Below are 22,374 nucleotides of genomic sequence, written 5' to 3'. Positions count from 1 at the left end.
TCACTCACCCTCGGTAACCAAGTCGATCGTACAGTAGCGTGGGTCGCCAGCACGAGCGAGGTACCCAATCAGAAGCGCGAGGCCCCCAACACGGAGCAGGTTCCCGTGAAACGGCATCGCTGCTAATGCACCAGCGAACCCCATGAGGCCGAGAACACCCGCGCCACAGCTCGCACAGCCGGATGCGAGCAGACCGGGAATCGCACTCGACAACCCTCTGGATCCTGAGAGTCCGACCTGAGCTACTCGACCAGCTACGTTCGTGACCGCGACGCCAGTTAAGATTGCATACCCAACAATCAGCCCGAGGCCGATGGCTCCAATTGTCGCGTACGTGTTCGCAGTGAGCGCCACGAGTGCAGTATCGAGATACCCGAGGTCGGCACCGAGCATCTGCATCGAGTACTCCGGGAATGAACTCAAAATTAGAAGGACGTAGGTTGCGACGGAGACCCCGACGAACAGGAGTCCCCGTATCGTAGACGTCAGCGGATAGGCCAGTGCTGCCAGAAGCTGTTCGGTGTGGTGTTCGAGACGCGGTGTTGTCATACGTTCTGCACCCGTGAAATTGCGGTATCGAATCGGTCGTACGGTTGGGCCCCGACGAGTTTACCGGCGGCATCTGCATCGCGATTGTAGAGAATGAAGGCAGGCGTCCCACGGATACCGAACTGTGACGCCCGGTTCATATCTTCGTTAATCGACATCTCAATCTCGCTTCGATGGGTCTGCATACACGAATCGACAGCACTCGCATCAACACCGTCGACGCCCCGAGTGATATCCAAGAGGTTTGCTTTCGATGCCCATCCCGAGTTCTTCGAGCCCTGCTTGTCGAACATAGTCGAATGCCACCGCCAGTATGCCTGAGGGGTGTCCTCTCTCACCTGCCGCCAGACACAGCGATCCATCACTGCCGCGGTCATCGACGTTTTGCCCATGTAGGGAAACTCGATGAAGACAACCCGAACGGTGCCCGATTGGACGTGGTTCCGGATTATCTTCGGAAGCGTATTCTGCTCGAAGCGACGGCAGAAGGGGCACTGGTAGTCACTCCAGTAGTACATATCGATAGGGGCGTCTAATGGCCCCATTATCGGATGGCCCTGCAGGTCAATTTCAAACCCGGTCGTGTTGGAACTGGTGTGGAACGGGGCCGCAGTCGGAACTTTCGAATCCTGGCTTGCGTCTAGTCTCGAAGCTCCGTAGACGATGCTACCACCAGCGAGGACCGTTCCGATACCACCAAGAACCGCACGCCGTCGTGTGATCGGAGACGGAATATCCATACCCGGATTGCGCCCTCGATATATATGGCTGGAATGGCGATTTGCAGGGTCTGCAAAAATGCGTCCAGTGCGGATAGTGGGCAGCACGCTACAAGGGATTGCAATTAGAAGAAGTCCACTCGGTTTTGAAGAACACCAGTTGGAGTCTCCCCATCGAAGTAGTCAGTACAATGTATCTATGGGCGGCTACTGATCTATCTGGAACTGCCACACTTCTGGAAGCTGTGCGTAGACGACCGCGTTATCGACGAGCACGTCGACAGGGACGTACTCGTCGGGCGCATGGACGGTGTCGGTTCCGAGCGCGAACTCGACAGTCGACACCCCCGCGTTTCGGAGGGTCTTGGCGTCCCCGCCGCCCGTGGCACTCCGCCGGAAGACACGCTCGCCCGTGACGTCCGCCGCCGTCGACGCGACAGCTTCGACGAGCGGACTGCCAGGAGCCTCGGCGGTCCCGACGCTCCACGAGACGTCGGCTATTGTGATACCCTCGCAGTCGGCGACACACTCCCGAATCCCCGCGAGCACGTCGGGCGTGTGGACACCCGCTGTCAACCGCACGTCGATCTTGGCGTGAGCGGACTGTGGAACGCTGTTTATCGCGTCGCCCCCCTCGAGGATGCCGAGATTGATCGAGGGATACTGAAACAGATCTCGAGCGACGTCTTCGCCCATCGACGGGCTGTAGTATTCGATGGACTCTTCGACGATCGGCTCCACGTCAGGGTCAATATCGAGGCGCTGGGTGCCGAACCGTTCGCGCACGGTCTCCACGGCATTGTAGAGTCGGTCAATTGCGTTGACGCCGAGTACTGGCCGGGAGCCATGGGCGCCCTCACCGCTGGCTTCGAGCGTCAGCCAGATGCTGCCCCGGTCCGCGACCGTGACGGAGTGCCGCCCCTCCTCGCAGGTCGGCTCCCCGATAACACAGGCATCCGCGTTGAGATCTCCATTCTTCAGCAGCGCGGGCAGGCCCGCGTCTCCGCCTACTTCCTCGTCGCTCACGAACGCAAACAGGAGGTCGACAGGTGGCTCAGTGTCGGTAGCTGCGAAGGCTTGAATCGTGAACAGCATCGACGCCACAGCGCCCTTCATATCGGTTGCGCCCCGGCCGTAGACGCGGTCATCCACACGTTCTCCCAGGGGGTCGTGCGCCCACGCCTCGTCGTCGAACGGAACGGTATCGAGGTGGCCGTTGTATAGCAGCGTGCGGTCCGACTCACCGGGAACCCGAACGAGCAGGTTCGGCTTCGCCGGATCGACCGCGAACCGCTCGACGTCGACGGGAAGCGGGTCGAGGAACTCCTCGATCTTGGCAACGATTTCGCGCGTATCGCCGGGTGGGTTGGACGTATCGATTGCGAGGAGATCCAGACCGAGCGCGACCAGTTCCTCGCGGTGGGTGTGCACGTACTCGGCGAGACTCCCCTCATTCATCGCTCTGAAACCGCGGCTTCGACCGTTTGGATGACTTCGTACGGGTCGTGCTCCGCATCGTTTCGAAGGGCGACGACGAGGCCCGTAGTGTCCGTGACCGGCACCACGACTGTAACTACATCCTCGTAGACGCGAGCAGTCGCGCGTAACGACTGTCCGTGGTGATCTTCGTACGCTGGAATACCGATGCCCTCCAGCTGAACGTTCTCCAGGATCGCGGTGATATCCGCCGTCGTGTACTGGGCGGACGCATCGCTGTCCCGGTACGGGACGCTGTACTCGCCGTTCTCGTAGGCGGCGATGCCGACCAGTGACTCACCGACGGTGTCGGTCAACGGCGATTCAAGTCTTCGCGCCACGTCGGAGATCGACTGATTACTGGCAGTCTGCTGGTCTGATGACGAGTGGTTGTCGGCCATTGTGGGTCGCTCAAATGTGGTTTTCGATAACGGTGCGAAGCCGTGATTCGTCTTGCATTCCGATCAGCCGCTCGACCGGCTGCTCGTCCGCGAACAGGACGAGCGTGGGGACGCTTCGAACGCCGTACTCGGCGGCGAGCTGTTGGTTCGCGTCAATATCGACCTTTGCGACCGTCGCGTCGGTGTCGGCGGCGATGGTTTCGACGACTGGTTCGAGCATCTGGCACGGCCCACACCAGTCCGCGTGGAAGTCCACGAGCACGACGTCGTGCTCGTCGACAGTTTCAGTCAGCGCGGTCTGTCCGTTGATCTGGATCGGCGTCATTGGAGTCTGCGTGGTGGCCTCGGTCCTCTGCGCTGACTCGGCTCTGTCACGAAGCTCCTCCAGTTTCCGCTGTCGAATCTCCTCTAAATTCTCCGCCATGCTGTGGTTCTTCGATGCGCGACGATTTAGTTGTTTTGCACGAATTACACAATACTGTGCTGGCGAACGGGTTCGACGTGATGCCTCGGGAAGTCAGTGAGCGAGCTGTACCTAGTCACTCCGGAGCGGGCGGTTCGTGCGTCCCGAAGTCGGGATGGGTTTCCTGCATCCAGACGTACACGATCGCTCCTGAGACGAACATCAACAGGGCAATTACGTAGAACGCGGCCTCGATGCTCAGCAACTCCATCGAGAGGCCGATGAGGATGGCGCCGACGCCGTAGCCGGTGTCCCGCCACATCCGGTAGACGCCCATGCCGGTCGCACGCCACGTCGGGTGCGCGGCGTCTCCAGGCACTGTCATCAGGTTCGGGTAGAGCAACGCCATCCCGAGCCCCGACACCCCGGAGAGTACAACCCATGGGAGGTAGCCGTCGACGAGGACCATTCCGAGGACGCCCGCGCCGGCGAGGAACATCCCGACGAGGACCGGTGGTCGGCGTCCGATGCGGTCGGCGAGGCCGCCGGTCGCGATCTGGAGGAAGTACATCGCGCTGTGGACGGCGACGACGAATCCGACCGCCGCGATGCCGAGCCCCTGACTGGTGAGATACAGCGGGACGGCGAGCCAGAACAGCGTGTCGACGAACTTCTCGATGTGTCCCGCCTGGGCAGCGGCGAACAGCGTCTTGTCGCCGTAGGTCGCGCGCTTCAGCACCTCGACGAACGGCAGGTTCGCGTCGTGATGGTCGTCGTCCTCAACCTCCAACTCCGCGAGGTGGACCGTCTCCTTGATCAGGAAGATCGAGATGAGGAACGCCAGCACGACGACAGCAGCGAGGAAGTAGAACGGCTCCGGTCGAAGGCTCGTCTGGGCGGCGATGACACCCGTCACCCAGGCGCCGACGGCGACGCCGGTGTACCCGAACGCTTCGTCGATACCGACTGCGAGGCCGCGCTGGTCGGGGCCCGCGATGTCGATTTTGGCGTTAATTGCCATGCTCCAGGTCAACGCTTGGTTGATCCCCAGTAAGACGTTCCCGACAGTGATCCACGCCCAGCTCGGGGCGTAGATGAGGATGATGGGCAGCGGGAGTGCGGTCGCCCAGCCGAGGACGAGTACGGGCTTGCGGCCGTACTCGCCGCCCCATTTGCCGGCGTAGAGGTTCAGGAGGCCCTTGACAAAGCCGAATGAGACGACGAACGAGCCGATGACGAGCAGGGACTCGACGCCGAGGACGTCACGGCCCAGTACCGGGACGACGGCCCGTTCGGACCCAATAGTCAGCCCCGTGGCGAACACCAACAGGACGTGGAGTGAGAACTGCCCGAGGTGCTCACGGATACCCTGTTTGAGGTCAGTTTCCGTACTCATGGATTACTCGGCGGCGCAGTTGTTGGGGCCCAGTTCCAGCTCGGCCAGCTCGTCGGCTGGAACCGACTCTTGTCCCACGTTCGTCCGCTTGACACGTTCGAAGTTCGGCGGATGGTCCGGAATGTCCGCTGCGAGTTCCTCGACGAATTCCTCCCGGTCGCGGCCCAGATCGTCGTTTTGGTCTTTGACTTCAGCAAGGGTCGCAGCGACTGGCGGTTCAGGGGACCCAAGGTCGTGGGCCGGCAGGACGAGCGCGTCGTCCGGTCGATCGAGCAATCGCTGGAGACTCTCGTAGAGTGTTGCCGCGTTCCGTTCGACATCGGAATCCTCGATGCCTGCTTCGACGCCAAGTTCGACGCGTCCCACACTCTCGTGGAAGAGTGTGTCGCCCGTGAGCAACGCCGCCCCCTCGATGTCGAATGAGACGCTTCCCTCACTGTGGCCTGGCGTGTGAATGACCTCGACGTCGGTCTGTCCGACCGGGACGGCCTGGCCGTCTTCGAGGGGTGTCGCGTCAAGCGCGAGCGCGTCTTTCGGGTGAAGGTAGTAGGATGTATCGTGTCGGTCGGCGAGCTCTGCGGCTCCGGAGACGTGGTCGGCGTGGGCGTGCGTGTCGAAGACGCCGACGAGGGTGGCATCGTACTCGTCGAGGATCAGTTCGTACTCGTCGAGATAGTGCGACGGGTCGAAGACGGCGGCCTCCCCGTCCGAGACGAGAGCGTGTGAAAGACAGCCCTTTCCCGGACGCGCGACCTGAACGAGCGTGCTATCGAGGTCGGCTGGTACTTCTGCGTGCCGATGGATGCGGCTCCATCCATTCATTCCGTCGGTAAGCGTTACTGCGTCGTAGCCCAGTTCGTTGAGGACCTCTGTTGCAGTCTGGGAGACGACACCTGCGGCACAGACCGTAACAATCCGCTTCTCACGTGGCAGGTCGGAGAGGGCGTCTTTGGCCTGTTCGGGGTCGTCAGTGAGTTCGTCGTAGACGTCGACGTTGACACTCCCCGGGATATGCCAGTCCTCGAAGTCTGCTTCGTGGCGGATATCGACGACGAGCAGGTCTTCGTCGCCGTCGTGTACCAGTTCGCTAAATTCGTTCGGCGGTAGTTCCTCCATCTGTGTTTCCGTGTAGTAGGGAGACCAGCAACAGGCTACTGCCGGACATGACCGGCACTGTTAATTTTGACGAGGTCAAATGTGTTCGTATGAGTCTTTACGAGGCGTCGATCCGGGTCAAACACGAGTGTCCGTACCGGTCGGTCTCGGAACGCTACCCGGACTTAACGATACGCGAGTGGCCGCTGAGCGACTGCCAAGTTCTCGAAATCACATCCGAGGAGACGCCCACCGACGAGTTACTCGAGGAGATCGATCAGCTCGGCACCGTGCTGCACGAGTCAGCGGACGAGGACGGGTATCACGTCGTTACGCAGTCCTGTCTCTGCTCGCTCGACGAATCGATTATCGACCGATTCGAGAAACATAATTGCCTGTATCAGTCCCCGACGATCTACCGACAGGGCTGGGAGCACTACACAGTGATTGCGTTTGATGGAGAAGACATCCGGGCGCTGCTCGATGACTTGCGCTCTGATAGAGAGATCGAACTCCTCTCGAAAACCTCGATTTCAGAGAAACAGGTTCCGCACAGTATGTTGGCCCCGGTCGACCAGCTCTTCGAAAACCTCACAGACCGGCAGGTGGCAGCCCTCCAGTTAGCGCTCGAAACGGGCTACTACGAACAGCCACGGAAGACGTCGCTGCGTGACCTCGCCGAGCAGACGTCCGTCGCTCGCTCGACGTACGAAGAACACCTTCGAAAGGCGGAGAACAAACTCCTCACGAACGCGGGTCAGTTCCTCCGGTTAGTCACTGCGACGACGACATCGAACCCGCTACAGGTCGAAACAACCCCGCAGGAAGAACAGGCCGCCGACTAACCCGGCCGAGGAGTTGAGATGGTAGGTTTCAGGTTTTCGTTTCCTTAGTTCGCGGCGCAGTTGTTGGGGCCGAGTTCGAGCGTCTCGACGTCGCCACTGGGCTGTTCTTTGCCCCAGTTAATCTGCTTGATCTCGTTGTAGTTCGCGGGCTCCTCGGCGAGACTCTCAACGATGGTCTCGACGAACGTCTCCTCGTCGCCGTCCTCGACGTAGCTCAGCAGTTCGTTCGTCGTCTCCGCCTGCAGGTCGCCGAGCGCCGTCGCAAGCGGTCGAACCTGCTCGTCACTGAAGTGGCCGGGGAGGACGAACGTCTCGTCTGAGAGATCGGTTAGCGTGGTGAGGCTGTCGAATAGCCGGCTGGACGCCTCGCGAACGGCCTCCTCGGAGCCATCCTCGAGGTCGGGTCGACCGACGCTCCGCAGGAACAGCGTGTCCCCGGAGAGGAGCGCGTCGTCGAACCGGAACGAGACGCTGCCGGGCGTGTGACCGGGGGTGTGCAGCACATCGAGGGCTCGGTCGCCGACGGCAATGGTGTCTCCGTCCTTGATTTCGGTGACGTCGTCGAGTTCGCCCGCATCCTCGGAGTGGAGATAGTAGGGCACGTCGAGTTCGCCGGCGAGACGGCGGGCGCCGGAGACGTGGTCGGCGTGCGCGTGCGTGTCAGCGACCCCGATGATGTCGAGGTCGTTGTCGTCCGCGACGTTCAGGTACTGGTCGATGTACTGGGTCGGGTCGACGACGACGGCTTTGTCGCCGTCGTGTGCGAGGTAGGACACACAGCCCGTCCCGGGGCGAACGATCTGGGTGATGCCGTCGGCGCTATCCACGTCGTATTCGCGGTGGACGCGCCCCCAGGCGTTCATGCCGTCGGGGATGGATTTGGCGTCGAACCCGTGTTCGCGGAGGAAGTCGGCAGCGCGGGCGGACGTGACGCCCCCGACACAGACGACAGCGATTTCTTCATCTTCGGGGAGGTCGTCGAGATTGTCTTCCAGTCCCGAATAGTCGTACTGGAGGAGTTCGTCGTAGATGGGAACGTTCGTGCTTCCCGGGATCTGCCACTCCTCGTAGTCGTCCTCGTTGCGGACGTCGAGGACGAATAGGTCCTCGGCGTCGTCCTCGGCGATGCGGCGTGCGACTTCGGACGCCTCGATATCAGTATTGCTCATTACAGCCAATACTACACAGTCTGGCGGATATAAATGTGTTGGGAGCGGGTTATTGGAGGGTTCGCCTATTCCTACGACAATGCCGGTATATCGCCCCAAAATATAATTAGTGGCTTGAAACGGACCGGCTGTGACTGATGTCTGGGTCGCCAACTATTTCATAATTCGCCCACAACTGCCTAGGTATGGGTCATCACACATTCGATGCTGCCAAAGCGACGAAACTCGAGGGTGCGGCGACACGGTATCGGTATCTCTCTCGAGAGGAGCTTCTCTGGGCCCTTGATCCGAATGAATCCGAGACCGTCGCTGATTTGGGTAGCGGAACCGGCTTCTACACAGATACAATCGCGCCGCACGTTGGTCAGGTCTATGCAATTGATATCCAAGAGGCGATGCACGAGTACTACCGCGACAAGGGTGTTCCGGAGAACACCGAGCTCGTGACGTCTGGTGTGGATAGTCTCCCGTTCGAGACCGGCAAAATAGATACAGCCGTCTCGACGATGACGTATCACGAGTTCGCGAGTGCACAGGCCCGCACCGAACTCGCACGCGTTCTCGCTCCCGGCGGTCGCCTCGTCATTGGCGACTGGTCAGCGGACGGCGCCGGCGAAGACGGCCCGCCGTTGGAAGAACGCTTCACTGCCGGTGAAGTGACGTCAGCACTTCGCGACGCCGGCTTCGAAATCGACTTCCAGGCGACCCGACCGGAGACCTTCCTGGTCGTGGGTTGTCTCCAATGAGTGGAATTGGCCCGTCGCGACTTGACGACCGGCGATCCGACGACGATGTTTTCGTTCTCGACATTCGTCCCGAACAGGAGTACCGGGAGAACCACATTTCGGGCAGCACCAACGCACCGGTGTACCACGACCTGCAACAAGGCCGTCTCGAAGCGCTCGACTCCCATCTGGACGCGATTCCAGACGACACGGAAGTCGTCACAGTGTGTAAGGCGGGTATCGTCGCTCGGAAAGCGACCGAGTACCTCGAAGACGCGGGCTACACAGCCACGACGCTTACCGGCGGATTCACTGGATGGCGACAGTACGAGCGAAATACAGTGCTGTATCGGATTGCCTCCTTTCTACGAAAAATTGTCCGATAGCCGGGAGAGTGAGACGCTCCAATGACGAGGTCGGTTTGCACGCCGTCACGGACTGTCACCGATTTAGGGCGATACTCTAGCTGAGGAACGCTGTGTTAACTCTCAGCGGGTGCTGCGGGTTGCGATTCGTTTTCGTACTTCTCTTCGAACTCGCTAATGAGCTGGCCCATTTTCGCGTACCAGTCGTTGAGCGTCCGCTGCATCTCGTTGGTGATCTCGTCGGCGTCACGCGGATGGTAGACGTGGTAGTAGCCACCCTGCTCGTAGTTCACCTGTTCCTTCTGGATGAAGCCCGCCTGGAGCAGCCGCTGGACGCTCCGGTACGCGGTCGACCGTTCACGGTCGACCTGTTCTGCGATTTCGTCGACGGTGAGTGGTTCCTGGCGGTCCTGAAGCAGCTGGAAGATGTCCTTGTCGATCGTCTTGAGGTCGTGGAAACACTCCAGCAGTCCCTCACACTGCATGTCCCGCCGGAGCATCTCACTCATTGATTCAGCCATTACTAACGGAGTGTAGGTGTTAGAGCCTCAAAAGTATTTGCATAGTCGGCACAATACTGTATCGACCTACGACGTGGTGAGCCGGCACCACGTCCCGGTCCGGTCGTTCCGGAGCCGGCAGACGGCGGCGAGGACGACGGCGCCACTGACGAGCAGCGCCGCGCCGAAGATGAGCACCGTGCTCAGCGTGTTGAGCAGGTCGATCCCGTAGACCGTCCCAAGTTTGTTCGACGCGACGGCGAGACTCCCCGCGAGCAGCATCGCCGCGAAGTAGCCCTTGATCTCGTCCTCGTCGACGAGGTTCGTCGCACCCGCCCCGACGCGAGCCCCGAGCGCGCTCCCGACGAGCAGGAACGCGACGACGGGCAGCGCGACCGAGCCCGACTGGGCATAGGTGAACGCGCCGAACGCGCCCGAGATCGTGATCTGGAGGATGTCAGTTCCTACGGCGATTGCAGCAGGAACCCCGAGCCCGTACATCATCGCCGGCATGAGGAGGAACCCGCCGCCCACGCCGAGGAAGCCCGAGAGGACGCCGATGACGAGCCCCACGGCGAAGATAATCGTCCCCGAGACGCGGACGCCGCCGCGTAACGTCACCATCGGCGGGATGTGAATCGATTGGACGCGGTCCGCGAGGTCGCTACTCGTCTCGGTATCGTCGTCGTCGGACCACGCGTCCCGGAGCGTGAGCAGCCCCACAGCGGCGAGCAGGCCGACGTACGCGACGTTGATGATGAGGTCGGCCATCCCGGTGGCTTCGAGGAAGAACACGACGCTCTTCCCGCCCTCGATGCCGATGGTCATCGCGACGGTCATGATCGCTGCGAGCTTGTAGTCGACCTGGCCGTGGTCGCGGTGGCGGAGCGCGCCGATGACGCTCGTCCCGAAGACGAACGCGAGCCCGCTTCCGACGGCGACTGTCGATGGATAGCCCATCACGAGTAGTGCAGGTGTGACGAGGAACGACCCGCCCATACCGAAGAACCCGAACAGGGTCCCGATGAGCAGGCCGAACCCGACGAACACCGCGACCATCGTAAGGCTCAGACCGAGGATCGCCACGGTTAGTCACCTCCGAGGGCGTCGATGACGGTCGCGCCGACCGTGCTACTGAGCGCGCCGTACGCCAGGTACAGCACGAAGGCTTCCGCGAGGACGACCCCAACGGTGGCGACAGCCTGCGCGGAACCACTCAAATTCTCAAGTCCGAACATCTTACACGACCTCCATAGTCTTGTTTCTAAACCCAGTTACCGTACAATACTGTTGCCGGACGGTGGTGTCTGTGAGCTGTAATGGCATGATTAGGTTCCCTCCTCGCTGCCCGTCAGCGAGCGAACGTACCCCTGTGCGTACGCGCCGAGGAACATTCCGCCGATGGCCCAGAGGATCGGATAGTTCCCGACGCCGAAGCTCGCGTAGGCGGCGCCAGGACAGATTCCTGAGAGCCCCCAGCCGACGCCGAAGATCACGCCCCCGACGACGACGTTGCGGTCGAACTCCTTCACGCGGCGCGTGTATTCGCTCGCGGTGAGCGGCGCACGATCGAGGTAGCGCGTTGCGACGGCGAACGTGATGCCGGTGACGACGGCGGCTCCGCCCATCACGAAGACGAGTCCGAAGTCGTCGAACTGGAGGAAGTCCAGCACGACCTCGGGTCTAGCCATGCCGCTGATGGCCAGCCCCAGCCCGAAGATCAGCCCCCCGACGTAGATGACGGGAAGGAACCATGGGCTTCGTGTCTCGTCGCTCATGGTGTCACCCCCAGTGCTTGGACGAGTTGCGCGGTTCCGATGGCGAATGCCATGAACGTCGCGACGTTCACGAGCGACGTGTTCGAGAGGGAGCCGACGCCACAGACGCCGTGGCCAGACGTACAGCCCTTTCCGAGGCGGGTGCCGATGCCGACAAGGACGCCGCCGCCGAGCAGCCGCCACCACTGGACGTCAGTCGTCCAGATCGTTGGATCGGGCGCGAGGACGAGCCCCCAGAGAGCTGCGCCACTGACGATACCGAGTGTGAACACGACCCGCCAGCCGCGCGACTGGATATACTTGAAGCGGTTGAACCGCTCGACGTCGGAGACGTACGACAGCGTGGATTCGAGGAACGTGCTCGCGCCCGCGATGATGCCCGTCGCGAGGTAGATGACTGCCGCGCCGAGGCCGACGAGGAGGCCGCCGACGAGGTACGGCAGTATCCCGCGGGGGAAGGGCGTCTCGAGCACGAGCGGTGCGAGAAGTGGCTCCATCGTTAGTTAGTCATCGCCTCTTCGCTCGCGGCGCAGTTGTTCGGGCCGAGCTCCAGCTCGAAGGCCTCCTCGTCGTCGGGAGACTGCTGGCCGAGGTTCGTCGCGATGATGTCCTCGTAGTTCGCCGGCTGCGGCGGCATGTCCGAAACGATGAACTCGACGAACTCGTCTTCGTCCATGGTGAGCGCATCCATCCGCTCGACCAGGTCGCCGAGTTCCGCGGTGTAGGTGCCGTCGTCGTTCGGCGTCGCCGCGTCGCTGAAGTGTGCCGGTGCGACGACCGTTTCGTCGGGGAGAGGAAGGATCTGTTCCTGGAGGCTCTCGTAGAGCGTGCGGGCCGCGTCCTTGGCCGCCTCGGGGTCTTCGAGGTCGGGGCGCGCGACGCTCTCGGTGAACAGGCCGTCCCCCGTGAACAGTACGTCGCCGACCTTGTACGCGGTCATCCCGGTCGTGTGGCCGGGCGTGGCGATGGTCTCGATTTCGACGTCGCCGACGGAGAGTGTGTCGCCGTCGGTGACTGTCTCGTAGGCCAGGTCGTAGTCGACACCGCGCTCGGCGGCGGCCGCGGGGAGGACGGCCGTTGCGTCCGTCTCCGTGGCGAGGTCGCGGACGCCCGAGATGTGGTCGGCGTGGATGTGCGTGTCGAGCGCGTACACGATGTCTGCGCCTAGGGCTCGCGCGTCCTGTTCGTACTCGTCGGTGAATGCACGGAGCGGGTCGACGACCGCCGCTTCGCCGTCCGAGGCGACGAGGTAGGCGAGACAGCCGCTGGAGGGACGGCGGTACTGGGCGACCGTGGCGTCGACGTCCACGTCGAGTTCCTGGTACTCGTAGATGCGCGCCCAGCCCTTCATGCCGCGTTCGAGGTGGTCGACGTCGTAGCCGGCGTCCTCGAGGTTGTCCGCGACGAGTTCGCTCGACCCGCCCTTCGCACAGAGCGCGGTGATCCGGCGGTCGTCGGGGAGCTGTTCGTGGAGGTCCTCCGGGATCTCGTCGAGCAGCTCGAAGTATGGGTAGTTGACGACGTCGACGTTCTCGCCGTCGATGTGCCATTCCTCGAAGTCGCTTTCGGAGCGTGCGTCGAGGATGAACACGTTCTCGCCGCTATCGATGCGTTGCTTCAGCTCTGCAGGCGTGGTTGATGCGACCGTTTCGTCCGATTCGGGATTTGCCGCGTCGGTCATCGTCAGTCCTCTCTATCTACTGCTCGCAAATAAGGCTTTGTATAGTAGTTCAACTATAGTACAACACTCCATTGGTCAAAAACCACTATTAGGGCTACTGAGACAGTTTATACTTGGACAGAAGGTAGTGTGTTGTGGACTAAGGGAATTACTATCGATATCCTTTTCTAACTCCACCCAATATTGGGGAGTGAAGTCACTACCATGACACAGTACGAAGCCACTGAAACTCTCGACGTGAAAGGCGAAAACTGTCCGATGCCCGTTGTCAAGACGAAGCAAAACATCGACCAGCTCGCCGAAGGCGAGATCCTCGAGGTCCTCGCGACCGACCCGGGGAGCATGAGCGATCTCGGCGGCTGGGCGGACACGACCGACGGCGTCGAACTCGTCGACCAGCAGGAGGGCGACGACGTGTACACGCACTACGTGCGCAAGACGGAGTAAACCAATGGAGAAAATCGGAATCATCGTCGACAACGACAGCCCGAAGAGCCTCGCGATGGCGATGAACCTCGGCCACACGGCGCTCGCCTCCGACACCGAGGTTCTCGTCTACTTCACCTTCGATGGACTCACCCATCTCCTCGAAGGTGAGAACGACCTCTCGGAGATCGAGCCGCTACTCGAAGAGGGGATGCCAAACCCGTACGACCTCCTCGACGCGCTGGTGGCTGATGGTGGCGATCTCGTCACGACAGTCGCGTGCACGACGACCCTCGACATGCTCGAATGGGACCAGGACGCTATTGATGAGACTGTCACGACCAAGTTCGCGGGTGCGGCTACGTTCCTCGATGAAGTCGAGAACGCCGATCAGGTGTTCACGTTCTAACGATGAGTACGAATACGTCACAACCACAAGGTGAGGACGTACCCTCCCGTGCGGAACTCGCCGCCCGCATCGACGAGTTGGAGACTGAACTCGCCGCGGCGACGGAGGACGATAGTGACCCGAAGATGTCGATTATCGCGACGAAGGGTACGCTGGACATGGCATACCCGCCGCTCATCCTCGCGAGTACGGCAGCCGCGTTCGGCTACGAGGTCACAGTCTTCCACACGTTCTGGGGACTCGACATCCTCCACGAAGAGCGCTCCAAGAACCTACAGTTGAGTTCGGTCGGCAACCCGAACATGCCGGTCCCGAATGCCGTCGCTGCGCTTCCTGGGATGGACCGTGTGACGACGAGGATGATGGAGAAGAAGATCGACGACAACGATACGGCGACCATCGAGGAACTCATTGACACGTCTCTCGACATGGGCGTGGAGTTCCAGGCCTGCCAGATGACCATCGACCTCATGGACTACGACGAGGACGACTTCTACGACGGTGTGACGACCGGTGTCGGCGCCGCCACCGCGATTCAGGATATGGCTGACGCTGACATCCAGCTTCTCATCTAATGCAAATCCGGCTCAACTGTTGGTGAACGTGGCTAGAACTCGTTTTTGGCCAGCTTCCGGTTGAGTCACCTCCCCGAGTACGGTCCGTCTCTGGTGAACCCCGGACACAATACCTAATAGCGAGGTGGCTAAATTGAGTAGTATGTCCTATACTCTGGACAAGCGTGTCGACGGGGAATTCGATAACGTCGTCGAACGGACGACGAATGCACTGTCAGAGGAGGGGTTCGGGGTTCTCTGTGATATCGACGTCCAACAGACGCTCAAGAAGAAACTAGACGAAGACTTCCGCCAGTATCGAATTCTTGGCGCCTGCAATCCCCCGCTTGCGCGCCAGGCCCTCGAAGAAGAACTCCAGTTAGGGACGCTTCTGCCCTGTAACGTCGTCGTGTATGAGACGGACGAGGGCGAAATCGGCGTGAGCGCAGTCGACCCGGAGGTTATGCTTTCCGTGGTTGATAACCCTGAACTGGACTCGGTTGCAGCGGAGGTTCGGGAGCGATTCGAACGTGTCCTCAGCGAACTCTCAGACGCCTAATCGCACGACAGCCGAACAGTAATATGCTCACTTCTACGTGCTATCCATGACGGGTCCCGCCTCTGAGGATGTCGACCCAACTGACCCCGAGTATCGGAATATCGGGGAAGGGTTACTAGACGAGGAGATGGGGCCCAGTTCCGCGATGGCGCACCTGTATCGCGGCGAAATCCATCGGATGAAGCTCTGGCGCGAGCGCCTCGACCGGACAACAAACTGGGCGGTCATCGTCATGGCCGCAATCATCACATGGGCGTTTTCAAGTCCGAACAACCCACATTACATCCTCCTCATTGGCGTGGCGACGCTCTCGGTCTTCCTTGTGATCGAGGCGCGTCGCTATCGTGGGTACGAAATCTGGCGTACTCGGGTTCGGATTCTCCAGGAGAACGTCTGGGCGTACGGACTCGACCCTTCAGCCGGCGTCGTTGATCCAGACTGGCGAGCAAAGCTCAGCGAAGATTATCGTACGCCGACCATCAAAATCAGCGCCGAAGAGGCAATCGCTCACCGCCTCCGACGCGTGTACCTGCCACTATTTGGGGTGCTGCTTGCTGCGTGGCTTGTCCGTATTACCGCATTCTCTCCCGAACCGTGGGTGGAGAGTGCAGCAATCGGCATGATTTCGGGTGTCGTTATTCTTGTTACTGTTGGACTCTTCTACCTTACCGCCATTATCATCGGGTGTCGGCCGCGGACATGGCATGCGAAAGGCGAACTCCGAGCAGAGGATCTCCGGGAACAGCGACGCAAATGAGAGCGGTCGTTTCATCACTCGAACGACGAGTCGGAACTTCACGCCCGTGCCGTCGGGAATATTGCAAATCTCTAGAACGGCGAAACCATCGATGCCGAAGCTGTCGTGCTTATTGCAAATAGCAGCGGTTGGAACTCCTGAAATCGATGTCACAGCAGCGCGAGCAAATCATGGATTTGTTCGACCGTGGCGTGACAGTCAAGCAATGCAGCAATACGATCGAAGGCACCGATATCTCAGAAGACGATCTCATCGAAGGCGTCGAACTCGTGTCGTCTGGCGTTGGCGAGTTAACGCGCCTCCAGAACGAGGGATATGCGTATATCAAACCCTAACGCGCTAGAATAGTTTCGGAATCGTATTCCGGAAGATGTTGAGCGAGATGACGAACAGCAGGGTGATGACGAACCAGTTGAATTTCTGCTCGTCGACTTCGAGCCGCCGCAGATAGGTTCCGAGGAGAAGCCCCACAATCGTGATGACCGCAATCACGGACCCGAGCCAGAGCCGGTACGTAGTCATGAGATCTGTGAAAAGAGCCATCTGAAGAATGCGGACCGTGAAGATAATTCCCAAAACCATGGAGAGCCCGCCAATATAGCGCTCGGTGTCACGCTCGAACGTATGGAAATACGCCGGGAGTAGTGGGCCGAGGTTGGATGCTGCGAGCAGGAACCCCTCAAGAAAGCCAGCAGTACTGAGTGCGACTGGGTGGTGTGCTTCTTCGATTGTCACAAAGTTCTGAACGACTTGGAAAACGACGTATGCGAAGATGATTACGCCGATGAGGAACGGCACAATCGGTCCAGCGGTATACTGTGCAAGGACGTAGACGCCAGTGATTGATCCCGCAATCGCCAGTAAGACGAGGATCCATTCTTGACGGACAAATGAGATTCCAGTCTTGGTCTCGCCAATCTGGAACATATTGATCATCCAGGGCGGGATTGCGAGAACGACCACCGCGAGCGTCGGGTCAATAACAGAGGCGAAGATAGGCGTCGTAATGAGTGCATATCCGAATCCGATCATCCCTTTCACGACACCTGCGACGATAGCGACGACAGCAAATAGCAGGAATAACTCGGTCGAAACATCCGACTGAATACCTTTCATAACGTTCCCCCATCCCGGGAAAAAGACGATCGCGCTCGTGAAAACCGCGAGCGTCGCGAGCGTCATCGTCACTTCTCGATACCGGAAATGAAGCAGGTGCGCGATGAACTGGTGGGGATCGGCTCTGGATTTGCGTGTCCTCATACTACGGAGTAGGTTACTGATGAATCACATTAGCTGAACCCGTAATTCAGTATCCTCTTCGGCAACGTACTCGTGCAGGTATGACGGTTCGGTGACCGCAATTCTCGCCATTAGCGCGGGGCTAAGTGCCGAGCACGGCGGTTATAGAATTAGCAGCCGTCATATATACCGGTAATACTGTCATTAGCCATCGCAGTGTTAATTGACTCAGTGAGCCATCAATAGGATATCTCCCCCTCCAACATATGACCAGTAGTATCGCCATTACGGCATCTACACAGGATTAGTCGGCGTTTCACATTCGTTTCAGAAGGTGAATAAGTACCCCCCATAATTATAATGTCATTCGCCGGTACAGATATTTTTATATGGCACTCACACGCCGGCAGTATCTCGGGCGGGCCGGTCGCGTCGGCGGCGTGGGTGCTGCCGCACTCCTGGGTGGCTGCGCCAGCAACCAGCAACCCGACACAGAGTCAGTAACCGTTCGAATCGGGTCGAAGCCGTTCACTGAGCAGAAGATTCTCGGCTACCTCGCCTACGAACGGCTACGGAGAATCGATTGGATTCGTGCCGTCGATGAAATTGGGGCAGGAAACTCGCTATCGAACTGGGAGGCAACAGCAGCGGGGGATCAACACCTGTACTGGGAGTACACGGGTACGGCGTGGCTGCAGCTGCCGCCCCGCCACGAGACACGGATTACCGACCCCGAGTCACTTTTCGAGCAGGTCCAAGCAGACGCTAATTCCCAGCGGGTCCAGTTGGCTGACCCGGCTCCCTTTTCGAACGAGTACGTCATCGTCGCCGACGCAAGATGGGCGAAACGGACCGATGTATCGACCATCAGCGATTTGGCAGCCCATATCCGAAACGGTGGTGATACGCCTGGTGTCGCTGTCAACGAGGAATTCTTTCATCGGCAGGACGGATGGCGTGGACTCGCTTCATATTATGAAATCGAGACTGCGAACGGCGAACCAACCCAGACCGAACCGTTTATTGTCACGTCGATCGGGCTGACGTACGAACTACTCGAACAGGGTCGCGTGCAGATTACGAGTGGTTTTGCGACTGATCCGCAGCTCAACCGGTCGACAGTTACAGTCCTCGAGGACGACCGCGACTACTTCCTCCCCTACCAGCCGGCCCCGACAGCGTATGCACCGCTCATCGACGAACATCCGGAGGTATTCGAGATACTCTCTCCTGTTGTTTCAGCACTCGATAAGTCGATAATGCGGGACCTCAACAGCCGGGTCCTCCTCGATGGAGAGCATCCGTTCGCGGTCGCAACACAGTTTTTAGAGGGCGAGGTGCTCGACGATGCGTAGATCCCTGTCCTCCCTCCCGGTTCTGGGAACGATCATCGCTGTTGTGCGGTCGTCGTTCCGACGGAAACTTACTACGGCGCTCCTCGTCGTCCTCCTGATCATCAGTATCGGCACAGTCGGCCTATATGTACAGGTGGGGGGATTGTTGGAGGACAACGTCCAACAGTCGATGACCGCGGCTGCCGAGACCGAAGCGGACGAATTGCGAGAATGGTGTGACAAGAACCGACTCGTCGCTCAGCTCCTCTCCGAACATCCGGTCTTCGAGGATGGCGACCGCACCGAGGTTCGGGAATATTTACAGGCACAGCAAGGGGACAGATCAGATACCGAGATCGTTCGGGCATACGTAATTGACCGGCGGAATCAGACTGTTTCGGTCAGCTCAGATGGAGAAATGGATGGGCAACCCATCGAAGAACTCGGCTGGACTGAACGGTTCGCCTTCCAGGATTTCGATGACGTGCAGGTGACCGACCCGTATGCAGTACAAAATGAGACAGTTATCGGGTTTATTTCCCCAATTCGTCGGACCCCGGAGCAGTTGCTTGTCGTCGAAGTCGACACCGCGACTATCTTCGATCGCTTCGAACATCCCGTCGACGGCGGCTTTACGCGAGTGGTCAATTCCAACGGGACGGTCGTGTTCAGTGATGATGCAGCCGCGACGCTCACCCAATACCGCGATGGAAATCGTCGTTCACCGGCAGTCAGCAGTGGCCTACGAGGGGACTCTGGGTTTACCGAGTCACCAGCCTACGAGACCCAGCCTGAGACAGAGGGAGAGTATGTCGCAGCGTATGCTGCGGTTCCGAACACTGACTGGGTTGTCATCGAGCACGCACCAGCCAGTGAAGCGTACGTCATAACCCAGCAAGCCCTTCGATGGATCAGTGGAATTGCAGCGTTGACTCTGCTTGCGCTCGTGGGTGTCGTCGGCGTTCTCGGCCGAGATGTGACCGGCGCGCTCTCTCGGCTAACCGACCGGGCAGAGCAGATCGAAGATGGTCAGTACGACGTGGAGTTCAATACCGACCGGCCTGACGAATTTGGCGACCTCAACCGGAGGATAGCCTCGACACGGGATGCCCTCCAGCAGCGCATCGAGGAGATCCGCGAAACACAGACTGAGCTTGAGGCTTCGAATGCGAGTCTTGAAGAGCGATCCGAGATGGTGAACGTGCTGAATCGCATCCTCCGCCATAACGTTCGAAACGAGGTAAACATCATCACCGGACGAGCTGAATTGGCTGCGTCCCGCATCGACGATGAGGCTGCCCAAGCAGATTTAAAGGCTGTACAGAGTGCTGCGTGGGAACTCAGTACGATTTCGTCTCGGACACAGCGCATCAAGCAGCTGCTTGCCGAAGAGAACACCGAACCAGAACCCCTTGAGTTGGACAATTTAGCCTCGAAGTTAGCGGGGGTTGATGCCGACACTCCGTGCGCAGATGTCGAGTTCAACGATGAGACAAACGACATAGCTGTCCAAGCGACACCGACGTTCCCGACCGCAGTCGCAGATGTTGTCCACCAGATCGCGACGCATAATGAAGGGGACGTTCACGTCGATGTTACGGTCACTGTTGATGAGGCGGGGACAGATGAAGAGCAGATCGTTCTCCAAATCGATGACGATGCCGACGGACTACCCGAATTAGATATTCAAGCTGTTAATGCGGGCGAAGAGACCGCGCTCAATCACGCGGAGGGGCTGGCGCTCTGGTGTCTCGAATGGACAGTGACGAAATCCGATGGTGAACTACATGTCGCTCCTGATGATACGACTCTCAAAATCCAGCTACCTACTTCCTCGACCGGACCGTAGACAGTTATTCGCAGTTTTTGCTTTTTTCTTACAGCGACTATCGGAGAGCCAGTTCCTGTGTCTCTTGATGGTATATTTCAGAGTTAACCAACACATCTACGTTTGAGGGATTATGTGTTGGTTAAGTTTTCTGCGCCTGCGGAGGGGCGGAGGCTGGTTCTAGCCTCCGTCGAATGATGACTGAACCCGATCTCATGACGGTATTCGAGGAAGCCGGACACGTTGCCGAGCAGCACGATCAGGTCGCTCGAACGACAGACAACCAAGCCCAGGGGTACCTCCGATACGCCGTCCTCCGGGTCCTCGAAGGCGAGGCGGACCACCTCCCAGCAGACTGGACGCCAGTCGATGGCGTGACGGAGGGATACGGGAGCGGTGAGGCGATGTGCGACAGCTGGGGCTCCAGCGAAGACTGGTGCGAGACCGTCCCGCCGCAGGAGGCGTGGACCGCTTCCAGGGGTTTTCCCGGACGACCACCAGACGGTTCCCCGCGACATCGTCGACGTGATGGCCGCGCTCGGGGCCTGGCGCGTCTGGACCGGGAGCGCAGCGGCGTGCGGCTCCTACGACCATCGCGAGCGCCGCGAGGTTCACCTTTGACAGCGAGAGAGTCCTGCCGTTCACGGCGGGCATGAATCACGTCAGCTCCGATGAGAATCACTGCATCAATGCTGGTCTTGAGTCTCCAACGAGATGATTGGGTTCTACTTTCACCATGGTTGGCTGACGTTCAAGTTCCAAACGAACATATCTGGAAATAGCTGATGAAGCGCACCAACACGTTCGCCGTGCGTCCCCTCTCCGATACGGGAGAGCTACTGCTACGGGACCTGTTGGACGCTTCCGCCGCTCTCTGGAACGAGGTCAATTATCAGCGCCTCATGCGCTACAACAACGAAGACGGCTTCGAAGGCGATGTCTGGGACGCCGATACCGGCCGTCTTGAAGGCAAATACAACGGTGTTCTCGGCGCGTCTACCGCCCAAACTGTCCGACGAGCAAACACCGAAGCCTGGCGCGGGTTCTTCAAGACCAAGAAGGCGTATCACGACGAGTCGAACACGTCGGTCACGGAACACCCGCAACCACCAGGATTCCGTGGCAACGAAGACGACGGCCGTGTTCTCAAAGGCGTCGTCCGAAAGGACGCATACACCGTCAAATGGGGCAAGCGGTCCCGGCTTGAGATGGTCGTCGGAGAAGAACTCCGAGACAGGCACAACAGCCCGAAAAGCCGTCTCCGGCTGGAGATCGCCGGCAACCCGAACTAGCCGGACTACGACGACCAAGGCCGGTTAGAATTATGGTATGACGAGACTGAACGCACCTTCCGAGCTTCCCAACCCGTGACTGTTTCTGACGAGACACGGGATACTCCACTGGCTAATGAGACGGCCGCTCTGGATATTGGTGCGAACAATCTCGTTGCCTGTACCACCACAGCCGGCGAGCAATATCTGTACGACGGCCGCGAGTTGTTCGACCGGTTCCGCGAGACGACGCGAGAAATCGCCCGGTTACAGTCCAAGCTACGGGAAGGACAGTACAGTAGTAAGCGTATCCGGCGACTATACCGCAAGCGAACCCGTCGCCGTGACCACGCCCAAGAAGCACTTTGTCGTGATCTGCTGGACCGACTGTACGAGGACGGTGTGGACACGGTGTATATCGGTGAGTTGACCGACGTGCTGGAGACGCACTGGTCGGTCGAAACCAACGCCAAAACCCACAACTTCTGGGCGTTCAAACAATTCACCGAGCGACTCGCGTGTACCGCCGAAGAATACGGTATCTCTGTGGAAGTGCGGTCAGAGGCGTGGACTAGCCAAGAGTGCCCGCAGTGTGGTTCAACAGATCGAACGACACGGCATCAGGATACGCTCACCTGCCCGTGTGGATTCGAGGGGCACGCCGACCTTACAGCATCAGAAACGTTCCTGAGACGGCAGACAGAACAGGCAGTCAGGCCGATGGCACGGCCCGTGCGGTTCGAGTGGGACGACCACGAATGGTCGGAGTCACCACGCTCTCACCGTCCCAAAGAACAGCGCACAGACCCCAGTACCGTCCACCGTGACGGGAATGTTGCTTCCGGGGAATCGGCATAGCCGAGACTCCCACGGAGGAAACCGCGCCGTGAACGGC

General features: G+C 59.6%; 26 protein-coding genes and 2 pseudogenes. 13 read left to right on the top strand and 15 right to left on the bottom strand.

Annotation, left to right across the window (positions count from 1 at the left end; all coding sequences use genetic code 11):
- The 7 genes from AVZ66_RS14845 to AVZ66_RS14815 form a co-directional block, all read right to left on the bottom strand.
- Positions 1–549 (bottom strand): hypothetical protein, encoded by a 549-nt coding sequence (locus tag AVZ66_RS14845; RefSeq protein WP_058984932.1) that lies wholly within the window; start codon positions 547–549, stop codon positions 1–3.
- Positions 546–1,289 carry a thioredoxin domain-containing protein gene (locus AVZ66_RS14840; protein ID WP_231727209.1) on the bottom strand — a complete coding sequence of 248 codons (744 nt, stop codon included), beginning with the start codon at positions 1,287–1,289 and terminating at the stop codon, positions 546–548. The genes AVZ66_RS14845 and AVZ66_RS14840 overlap by 4 nt, the downstream gene beginning before the upstream one ends.
- Positions 1,290–1,475: 186 nt before the next feature.
- A complete protein-coding gene (locus tag AVZ66_RS14835; protein WP_058984930.1) occupies positions 1,476–2,726 on the bottom strand; it encodes a M20 family metallopeptidase in 1,251 nt (416 codons plus the stop codon).
- A complete protein-coding gene (locus tag AVZ66_RS14830) occupies positions 2,723–3,145 on the bottom strand; it encodes a hypothetical protein (protein WP_058984929.1) in 423 nt (140 codons plus the stop codon). The genes AVZ66_RS14835 and AVZ66_RS14830 overlap by 4 nt, the downstream gene beginning before the upstream one ends.
- A 10-nt stretch (positions 3,146–3,155) precedes the next feature.
- Entirely contained in the window at positions 3,156–3,569 is a 414-nt protein-coding gene (gene trxA, locus AVZ66_RS14825) for a thioredoxin (RefSeq protein WP_058984928.1), read from the bottom strand.
- A gap of 115 nt (positions 3,570–3,684) precedes the next feature.
- Complete coding sequence (locus AVZ66_RS14820) at positions 3,685–4,944, bottom strand: MFS transporter (RefSeq protein WP_058984927.1); 1,260 nt, start codon at positions 4,942–4,944, stop codon at positions 3,685–3,687.
- A 3-nt stretch (positions 4,945–4,947) separates the two neighbouring features.
- On the bottom strand, positions 4,948–6,060 hold the full coding sequence (locus AVZ66_RS14815) for a rhodanese-like domain-containing protein (RefSeq protein ID WP_058984926.1): 1,113 nt from the start codon (positions 6,058–6,060) through the stop codon (positions 4,948–4,950).
- Between the two features lie 89 nt (positions 6,061–6,149).
- On the opposite strand from AVZ66_RS14815, the gene AVZ66_RS14810 reads away from it, so the two are divergent.
- Complete coding sequence (locus tag AVZ66_RS14810) at positions 6,150–6,884, top strand: helix-turn-helix domain-containing protein (protein WP_058984925.1); 735 nt, start codon at positions 6,150–6,152, stop codon at positions 6,882–6,884.
- A gap of 44 nt (positions 6,885–6,928) precedes the next feature.
- On the opposite strand, the gene AVZ66_RS14805 is transcribed toward AVZ66_RS14810, so the two are convergent.
- Positions 6,929–8,053 (bottom strand): MBL fold metallo-hydrolase, encoded by a 1,125-nt coding sequence (locus AVZ66_RS14805; protein WP_058984924.1) that lies wholly within the window; start codon positions 8,051–8,053, stop codon positions 6,929–6,931.
- A 185-nt stretch (positions 8,054–8,238) separates the two neighbouring features.
- Between AVZ66_RS14805 and AVZ66_RS14800 the strand changes: the two genes are divergently transcribed.
- Both AVZ66_RS14800 and AVZ66_RS14795 read left to right on the top strand, forming a co-directional pair.
- Positions 8,239–8,799 (top strand): class I SAM-dependent methyltransferase, encoded by a 561-nt coding sequence (locus tag AVZ66_RS14800; RefSeq protein WP_058984923.1) that lies wholly within the window; start codon positions 8,239–8,241, stop codon positions 8,797–8,799.
- Positions 8,796–9,164, top strand: a complete 369-nt coding sequence (locus tag AVZ66_RS14795) for a rhodanese-like domain-containing protein (RefSeq protein ID WP_058984922.1) — start codon at positions 8,796–8,798, stop codon at positions 9,162–9,164. Before AVZ66_RS14800 ends, AVZ66_RS14795 begins: the two co-directional genes overlap by 4 nt.
- A gap of 95 nt (positions 9,165–9,259) precedes the next feature.
- On the opposite strand, the gene AVZ66_RS14790 is transcribed toward AVZ66_RS14795, so the two are convergent.
- From AVZ66_RS14790 to AVZ66_RS14770, 6 genes are all read right to left on the bottom strand, one after another.
- Positions 9,260–9,664 (bottom strand): helix-turn-helix domain-containing protein, encoded by a 405-nt coding sequence (locus AVZ66_RS14790; protein ID WP_058984921.1) that lies wholly within the window; start codon positions 9,662–9,664, stop codon positions 9,260–9,262.
- 66 nt (positions 9,665–9,730) lie between these two features.
- Positions 9,731–10,702 carry a sulfite exporter TauE/SafE family protein gene (locus AVZ66_RS14785; RefSeq protein WP_197407824.1) on the bottom strand — a complete coding sequence of 324 codons (972 nt, stop codon included), beginning with the start codon at positions 10,700–10,702 and terminating at the stop codon, positions 9,731–9,733.
- Between the two features lie 29 nt (positions 10,703–10,731).
- Entirely contained in the window at positions 10,732–10,881 is a 150-nt protein-coding gene (locus tag AVZ66_RS16760; RefSeq protein WP_197407813.1) for a hypothetical protein, read from the bottom strand.
- Between the two features lie 90 nt (positions 10,882–10,971).
- Positions 10,972–11,421: a DUF6691 family protein gene (locus AVZ66_RS14780; protein WP_058984920.1), complete on the bottom strand. Its 450-nt coding sequence runs from the start codon at positions 11,419–11,421 to the stop codon at positions 10,972–10,974.
- Positions 11,418–11,918 (bottom strand): YeeE/YedE family protein, encoded by a 501-nt coding sequence (locus AVZ66_RS14775; RefSeq protein WP_058984919.1) that lies wholly within the window; start codon positions 11,916–11,918, stop codon positions 11,418–11,420. Before AVZ66_RS14775 ends, AVZ66_RS14780 begins: the two co-directional genes overlap by 4 nt.
- 2 nt (positions 11,919–11,920) lie before the next feature.
- Complete coding sequence (locus tag AVZ66_RS14770) at positions 11,921–13,102, bottom strand: MBL fold metallo-hydrolase (RefSeq protein ID WP_058984918.1); 1,182 nt, start codon at positions 13,100–13,102, stop codon at positions 11,921–11,923.
- Between the two features lie 204 nt (positions 13,103–13,306).
- On the opposite strand from AVZ66_RS14770, the gene AVZ66_RS14765 reads away from it, so the two are divergent.
- The 6 genes from AVZ66_RS14765 (at position 13,307) to AVZ66_RS16945 (ending at position 16,142) form a co-directional block, all read left to right on the top strand.
- Positions 13,307–13,549 carry a sulfurtransferase TusA family protein gene (locus tag AVZ66_RS14765; protein ID WP_058984917.1) on the top strand — a complete coding sequence of 81 codons (243 nt, stop codon included), beginning with the start codon at positions 13,307–13,309 and terminating at the stop codon, positions 13,547–13,549.
- 4 nt (positions 13,550–13,553) lie between these two features.
- Positions 13,554–13,937: a DsrE family protein gene (locus tag AVZ66_RS14760; protein WP_058984916.1), complete on the top strand. Its 384-nt coding sequence runs from the start codon at positions 13,554–13,556 to the stop codon at positions 13,935–13,937.
- A gap of 2 nt (positions 13,938–13,939) precedes the next feature.
- Positions 13,940–14,512, top strand: a complete 573-nt coding sequence (locus tag AVZ66_RS14755) for a DsrE/DsrF/DrsH-like family protein (protein WP_058984915.1) — start codon at positions 13,940–13,942, stop codon at positions 14,510–14,512.
- Positions 14,513–14,654: 142 nt separating this feature from the next.
- On the top strand, positions 14,655–15,050 hold the full coding sequence (locus AVZ66_RS14750) for a DUF302 domain-containing protein (RefSeq protein WP_058984914.1): 396 nt from the start codon (positions 14,655–14,657) through the stop codon (positions 15,048–15,050).
- A gap of 46 nt (positions 15,051–15,096) precedes the next feature.
- Positions 15,097–15,807 carry a DUF2270 domain-containing protein gene (locus AVZ66_RS14745; RefSeq protein WP_058984913.1) on the top strand — a complete coding sequence of 237 codons (711 nt, stop codon included), beginning with the start codon at positions 15,097–15,099 and terminating at the stop codon, positions 15,805–15,807.
- 170 nt (positions 15,808–15,977) lie between these two features.
- A complete protein-coding gene (locus AVZ66_RS16945) occupies positions 15,978–16,142 on the top strand; it encodes a DsrE family protein (RefSeq protein WP_231727207.1) in 165 nt (54 codons plus the stop codon).
- A gap of 4 nt (positions 16,143–16,146) precedes the next feature.
- On the opposite strand, the gene AVZ66_RS14735 is transcribed toward AVZ66_RS16945, so the two are convergent.
- Positions 16,147–17,067: a sulfite exporter TauE/SafE family protein gene (locus AVZ66_RS14735; protein WP_058984912.1), complete on the bottom strand. Its 921-nt coding sequence runs from the start codon at positions 17,065–17,067 to the stop codon at positions 16,147–16,149.
- Positions 17,068–17,435: 368 nt separating this feature from the next.
- Here AVZ66_RS14735 and AVZ66_RS14730 point away from each other — a divergent pair, with 368 nt between their 5' ends.
- From AVZ66_RS14730 to AVZ66_RS14715, 4 genes and pseudogenes are all read left to right on the top strand, one after another.
- Complete coding sequence (locus AVZ66_RS14730) at positions 17,436–18,401, top strand: glycine betaine ABC transporter substrate-binding protein (protein WP_058984911.1); 966 nt, start codon at positions 17,436–17,438, stop codon at positions 18,399–18,401.
- Complete coding sequence (locus AVZ66_RS14725; protein ID WP_058984910.1) at positions 18,394–20,229, top strand: methyl-accepting chemotaxis protein; 1,836 nt, start codon at positions 18,394–18,396, stop codon at positions 20,227–20,229. The genes AVZ66_RS14730 and AVZ66_RS14725 overlap by 8 nt, the downstream gene beginning before the upstream one ends.
- 176 nt (positions 20,230–20,405) lie before the next feature.
- Positions 20,406–20,823: pseudogene (locus tag AVZ66_RS17190) on the top strand (hypothetical protein); the annotation flags it as partial.
- A gap of 170 nt (positions 20,824–20,993) precedes the next feature.
- Positions 20,994–22,337 (top strand): annotated as a pseudogene (locus tag AVZ66_RS14715) (RNA-guided endonuclease InsQ/TnpB family protein).
- Positions 22,338–22,374: the final 37 nt, after the last annotated feature.

Source organism: Halobacterium sp. CBA1132, assembly GCF_001485535.1.
Taxonomy (GTDB): Archaea; Halobacteriota; Halobacteria; order Halobacteriales; family Halobacteriaceae; genus Halobacterium.
The sequence above is the reverse complement of the archived record's forward strand: the minus strand, read 5'-3'. Positions and strand labels throughout refer to the sequence as shown.

Coding starts and splice junctions, on each gene's coding strand:
- AVZ66_RS14845 (WP_058984932.1), bottom strand. CDS start 549: ATGACAACACCGCGTCTCGAACACCACACCGAACAGCTTCTGGCAGCA.
- AVZ66_RS14840 (WP_231727209.1), bottom strand. CDS start 1,289: ATGGATATTCCGTCTCCGATCACACGACGGCGTGCGGTTCTTGGTGGT.
- AVZ66_RS14835 (WP_058984930.1), bottom strand. CDS start 2,726: ATGAATGAGGGGAGTCTCGCCGAGTACGTGCACACCCACCGCGAGGAA.
- AVZ66_RS14830 (WP_058984929.1), bottom strand. CDS start 3,145: ATGGCCGACAACCACTCGTCATCAGACCAGCAGACTGCCAGTAATCAG.
- trxA (WP_058984928.1), bottom strand. CDS start 3,569: ATGGCGGAGAATTTAGAGGAGATTCGACAGCGGAAACTGGAGGAGCTT.
- AVZ66_RS14820 (WP_058984927.1), bottom strand. CDS start 4,944: ATGAGTACGGAAACTGACCTCAAACAGGGTATCCGTGAGCACCTCGGG.
- AVZ66_RS14815 (WP_058984926.1), bottom strand. CDS start 6,060: ATGGAGGAACTACCGCCGAACGAATTTAGCGAACTGGTACACGACGGC.
- AVZ66_RS14810 (WP_058984925.1), top strand. CDS start 6,150: ATGAGTCTTTACGAGGCGTCGATCCGGGTCAAACACGAGTGTCCGTAC.
- AVZ66_RS14805 (WP_058984924.1), bottom strand. CDS start 8,053: ATGAGCAATACTGATATCGAGGCGTCCGAAGTCGCACGCCGCATCGCC.
- AVZ66_RS14800 (WP_058984923.1), top strand. CDS start 8,239: ATGGGTCATCACACATTCGATGCTGCCAAAGCGACGAAACTCGAGGGT.
- AVZ66_RS14795 (WP_058984922.1), top strand. CDS start 8,796: ATGAGTGGAATTGGCCCGTCGCGACTTGACGACCGGCGATCCGACGAC.
- AVZ66_RS14790 (WP_058984921.1), bottom strand. CDS start 9,664: ATGGCTGAATCAATGAGTGAGATGCTCCGGCGGGACATGCAGTGTGAG.
- AVZ66_RS14785 (WP_197407824.1), bottom strand. CDS start 10,702: ATGGTCGCGGTGTTCGTCGGGTTCGGCCTGCTCATCGGGACCCTGTTC.
- AVZ66_RS16760 (WP_197407813.1), bottom strand. CDS start 10,881: ATGTTCGGACTTGAGAATTTGAGTGGTTCCGCGCAGGCTGTCGCCACC.
- AVZ66_RS14780 (WP_058984920.1), bottom strand. CDS start 11,421: ATGAGCGACGAGACACGAAGCCCATGGTTCCTTCCCGTCATCTACGTC.
- AVZ66_RS14775 (WP_058984919.1), bottom strand. CDS start 11,918: ATGGAGCCACTTCTCGCACCGCTCGTGCTCGAGACGCCCTTCCCCCGC.
- AVZ66_RS14770 (WP_058984918.1), bottom strand. CDS start 13,102: ATGACCGACGCGGCAAATCCCGAATCGGACGAAACGGTCGCATCAACC.
- AVZ66_RS14765 (WP_058984917.1), top strand. CDS start 13,307: ATGACACAGTACGAAGCCACTGAAACTCTCGACGTGAAAGGCGAAAAC.
- AVZ66_RS14760 (WP_058984916.1), top strand. CDS start 13,554: ATGGAGAAAATCGGAATCATCGTCGACAACGACAGCCCGAAGAGCCTC.
- AVZ66_RS14755 (WP_058984915.1), top strand. CDS start 13,940: ATGAGTACGAATACGTCACAACCACAAGGTGAGGACGTACCCTCCCGT.
- AVZ66_RS14750 (WP_058984914.1), top strand. CDS start 14,655: ATGTCCTATACTCTGGACAAGCGTGTCGACGGGGAATTCGATAACGTC.
- AVZ66_RS14745 (WP_058984913.1), top strand. CDS start 15,097: ATGACGGGTCCCGCCTCTGAGGATGTCGACCCAACTGACCCCGAGTAT.
- AVZ66_RS16945 (WP_231727207.1), top strand. CDS start 15,978: ATGGATTTGTTCGACCGTGGCGTGACAGTCAAGCAATGCAGCAATACG.
- AVZ66_RS14735 (WP_058984912.1), bottom strand. CDS start 17,067: ATGAGGACACGCAAATCCAGAGCCGATCCCCACCAGTTCATCGCGCAC.
- AVZ66_RS14730 (WP_058984911.1), top strand. CDS start 17,436: ATGGCACTCACACGCCGGCAGTATCTCGGGCGGGCCGGTCGCGTCGGC.
- AVZ66_RS14725 (WP_058984910.1), top strand. CDS start 18,394: ATGCGTAGATCCCTGTCCTCCCTCCCGGTTCTGGGAACGATCATCGCT.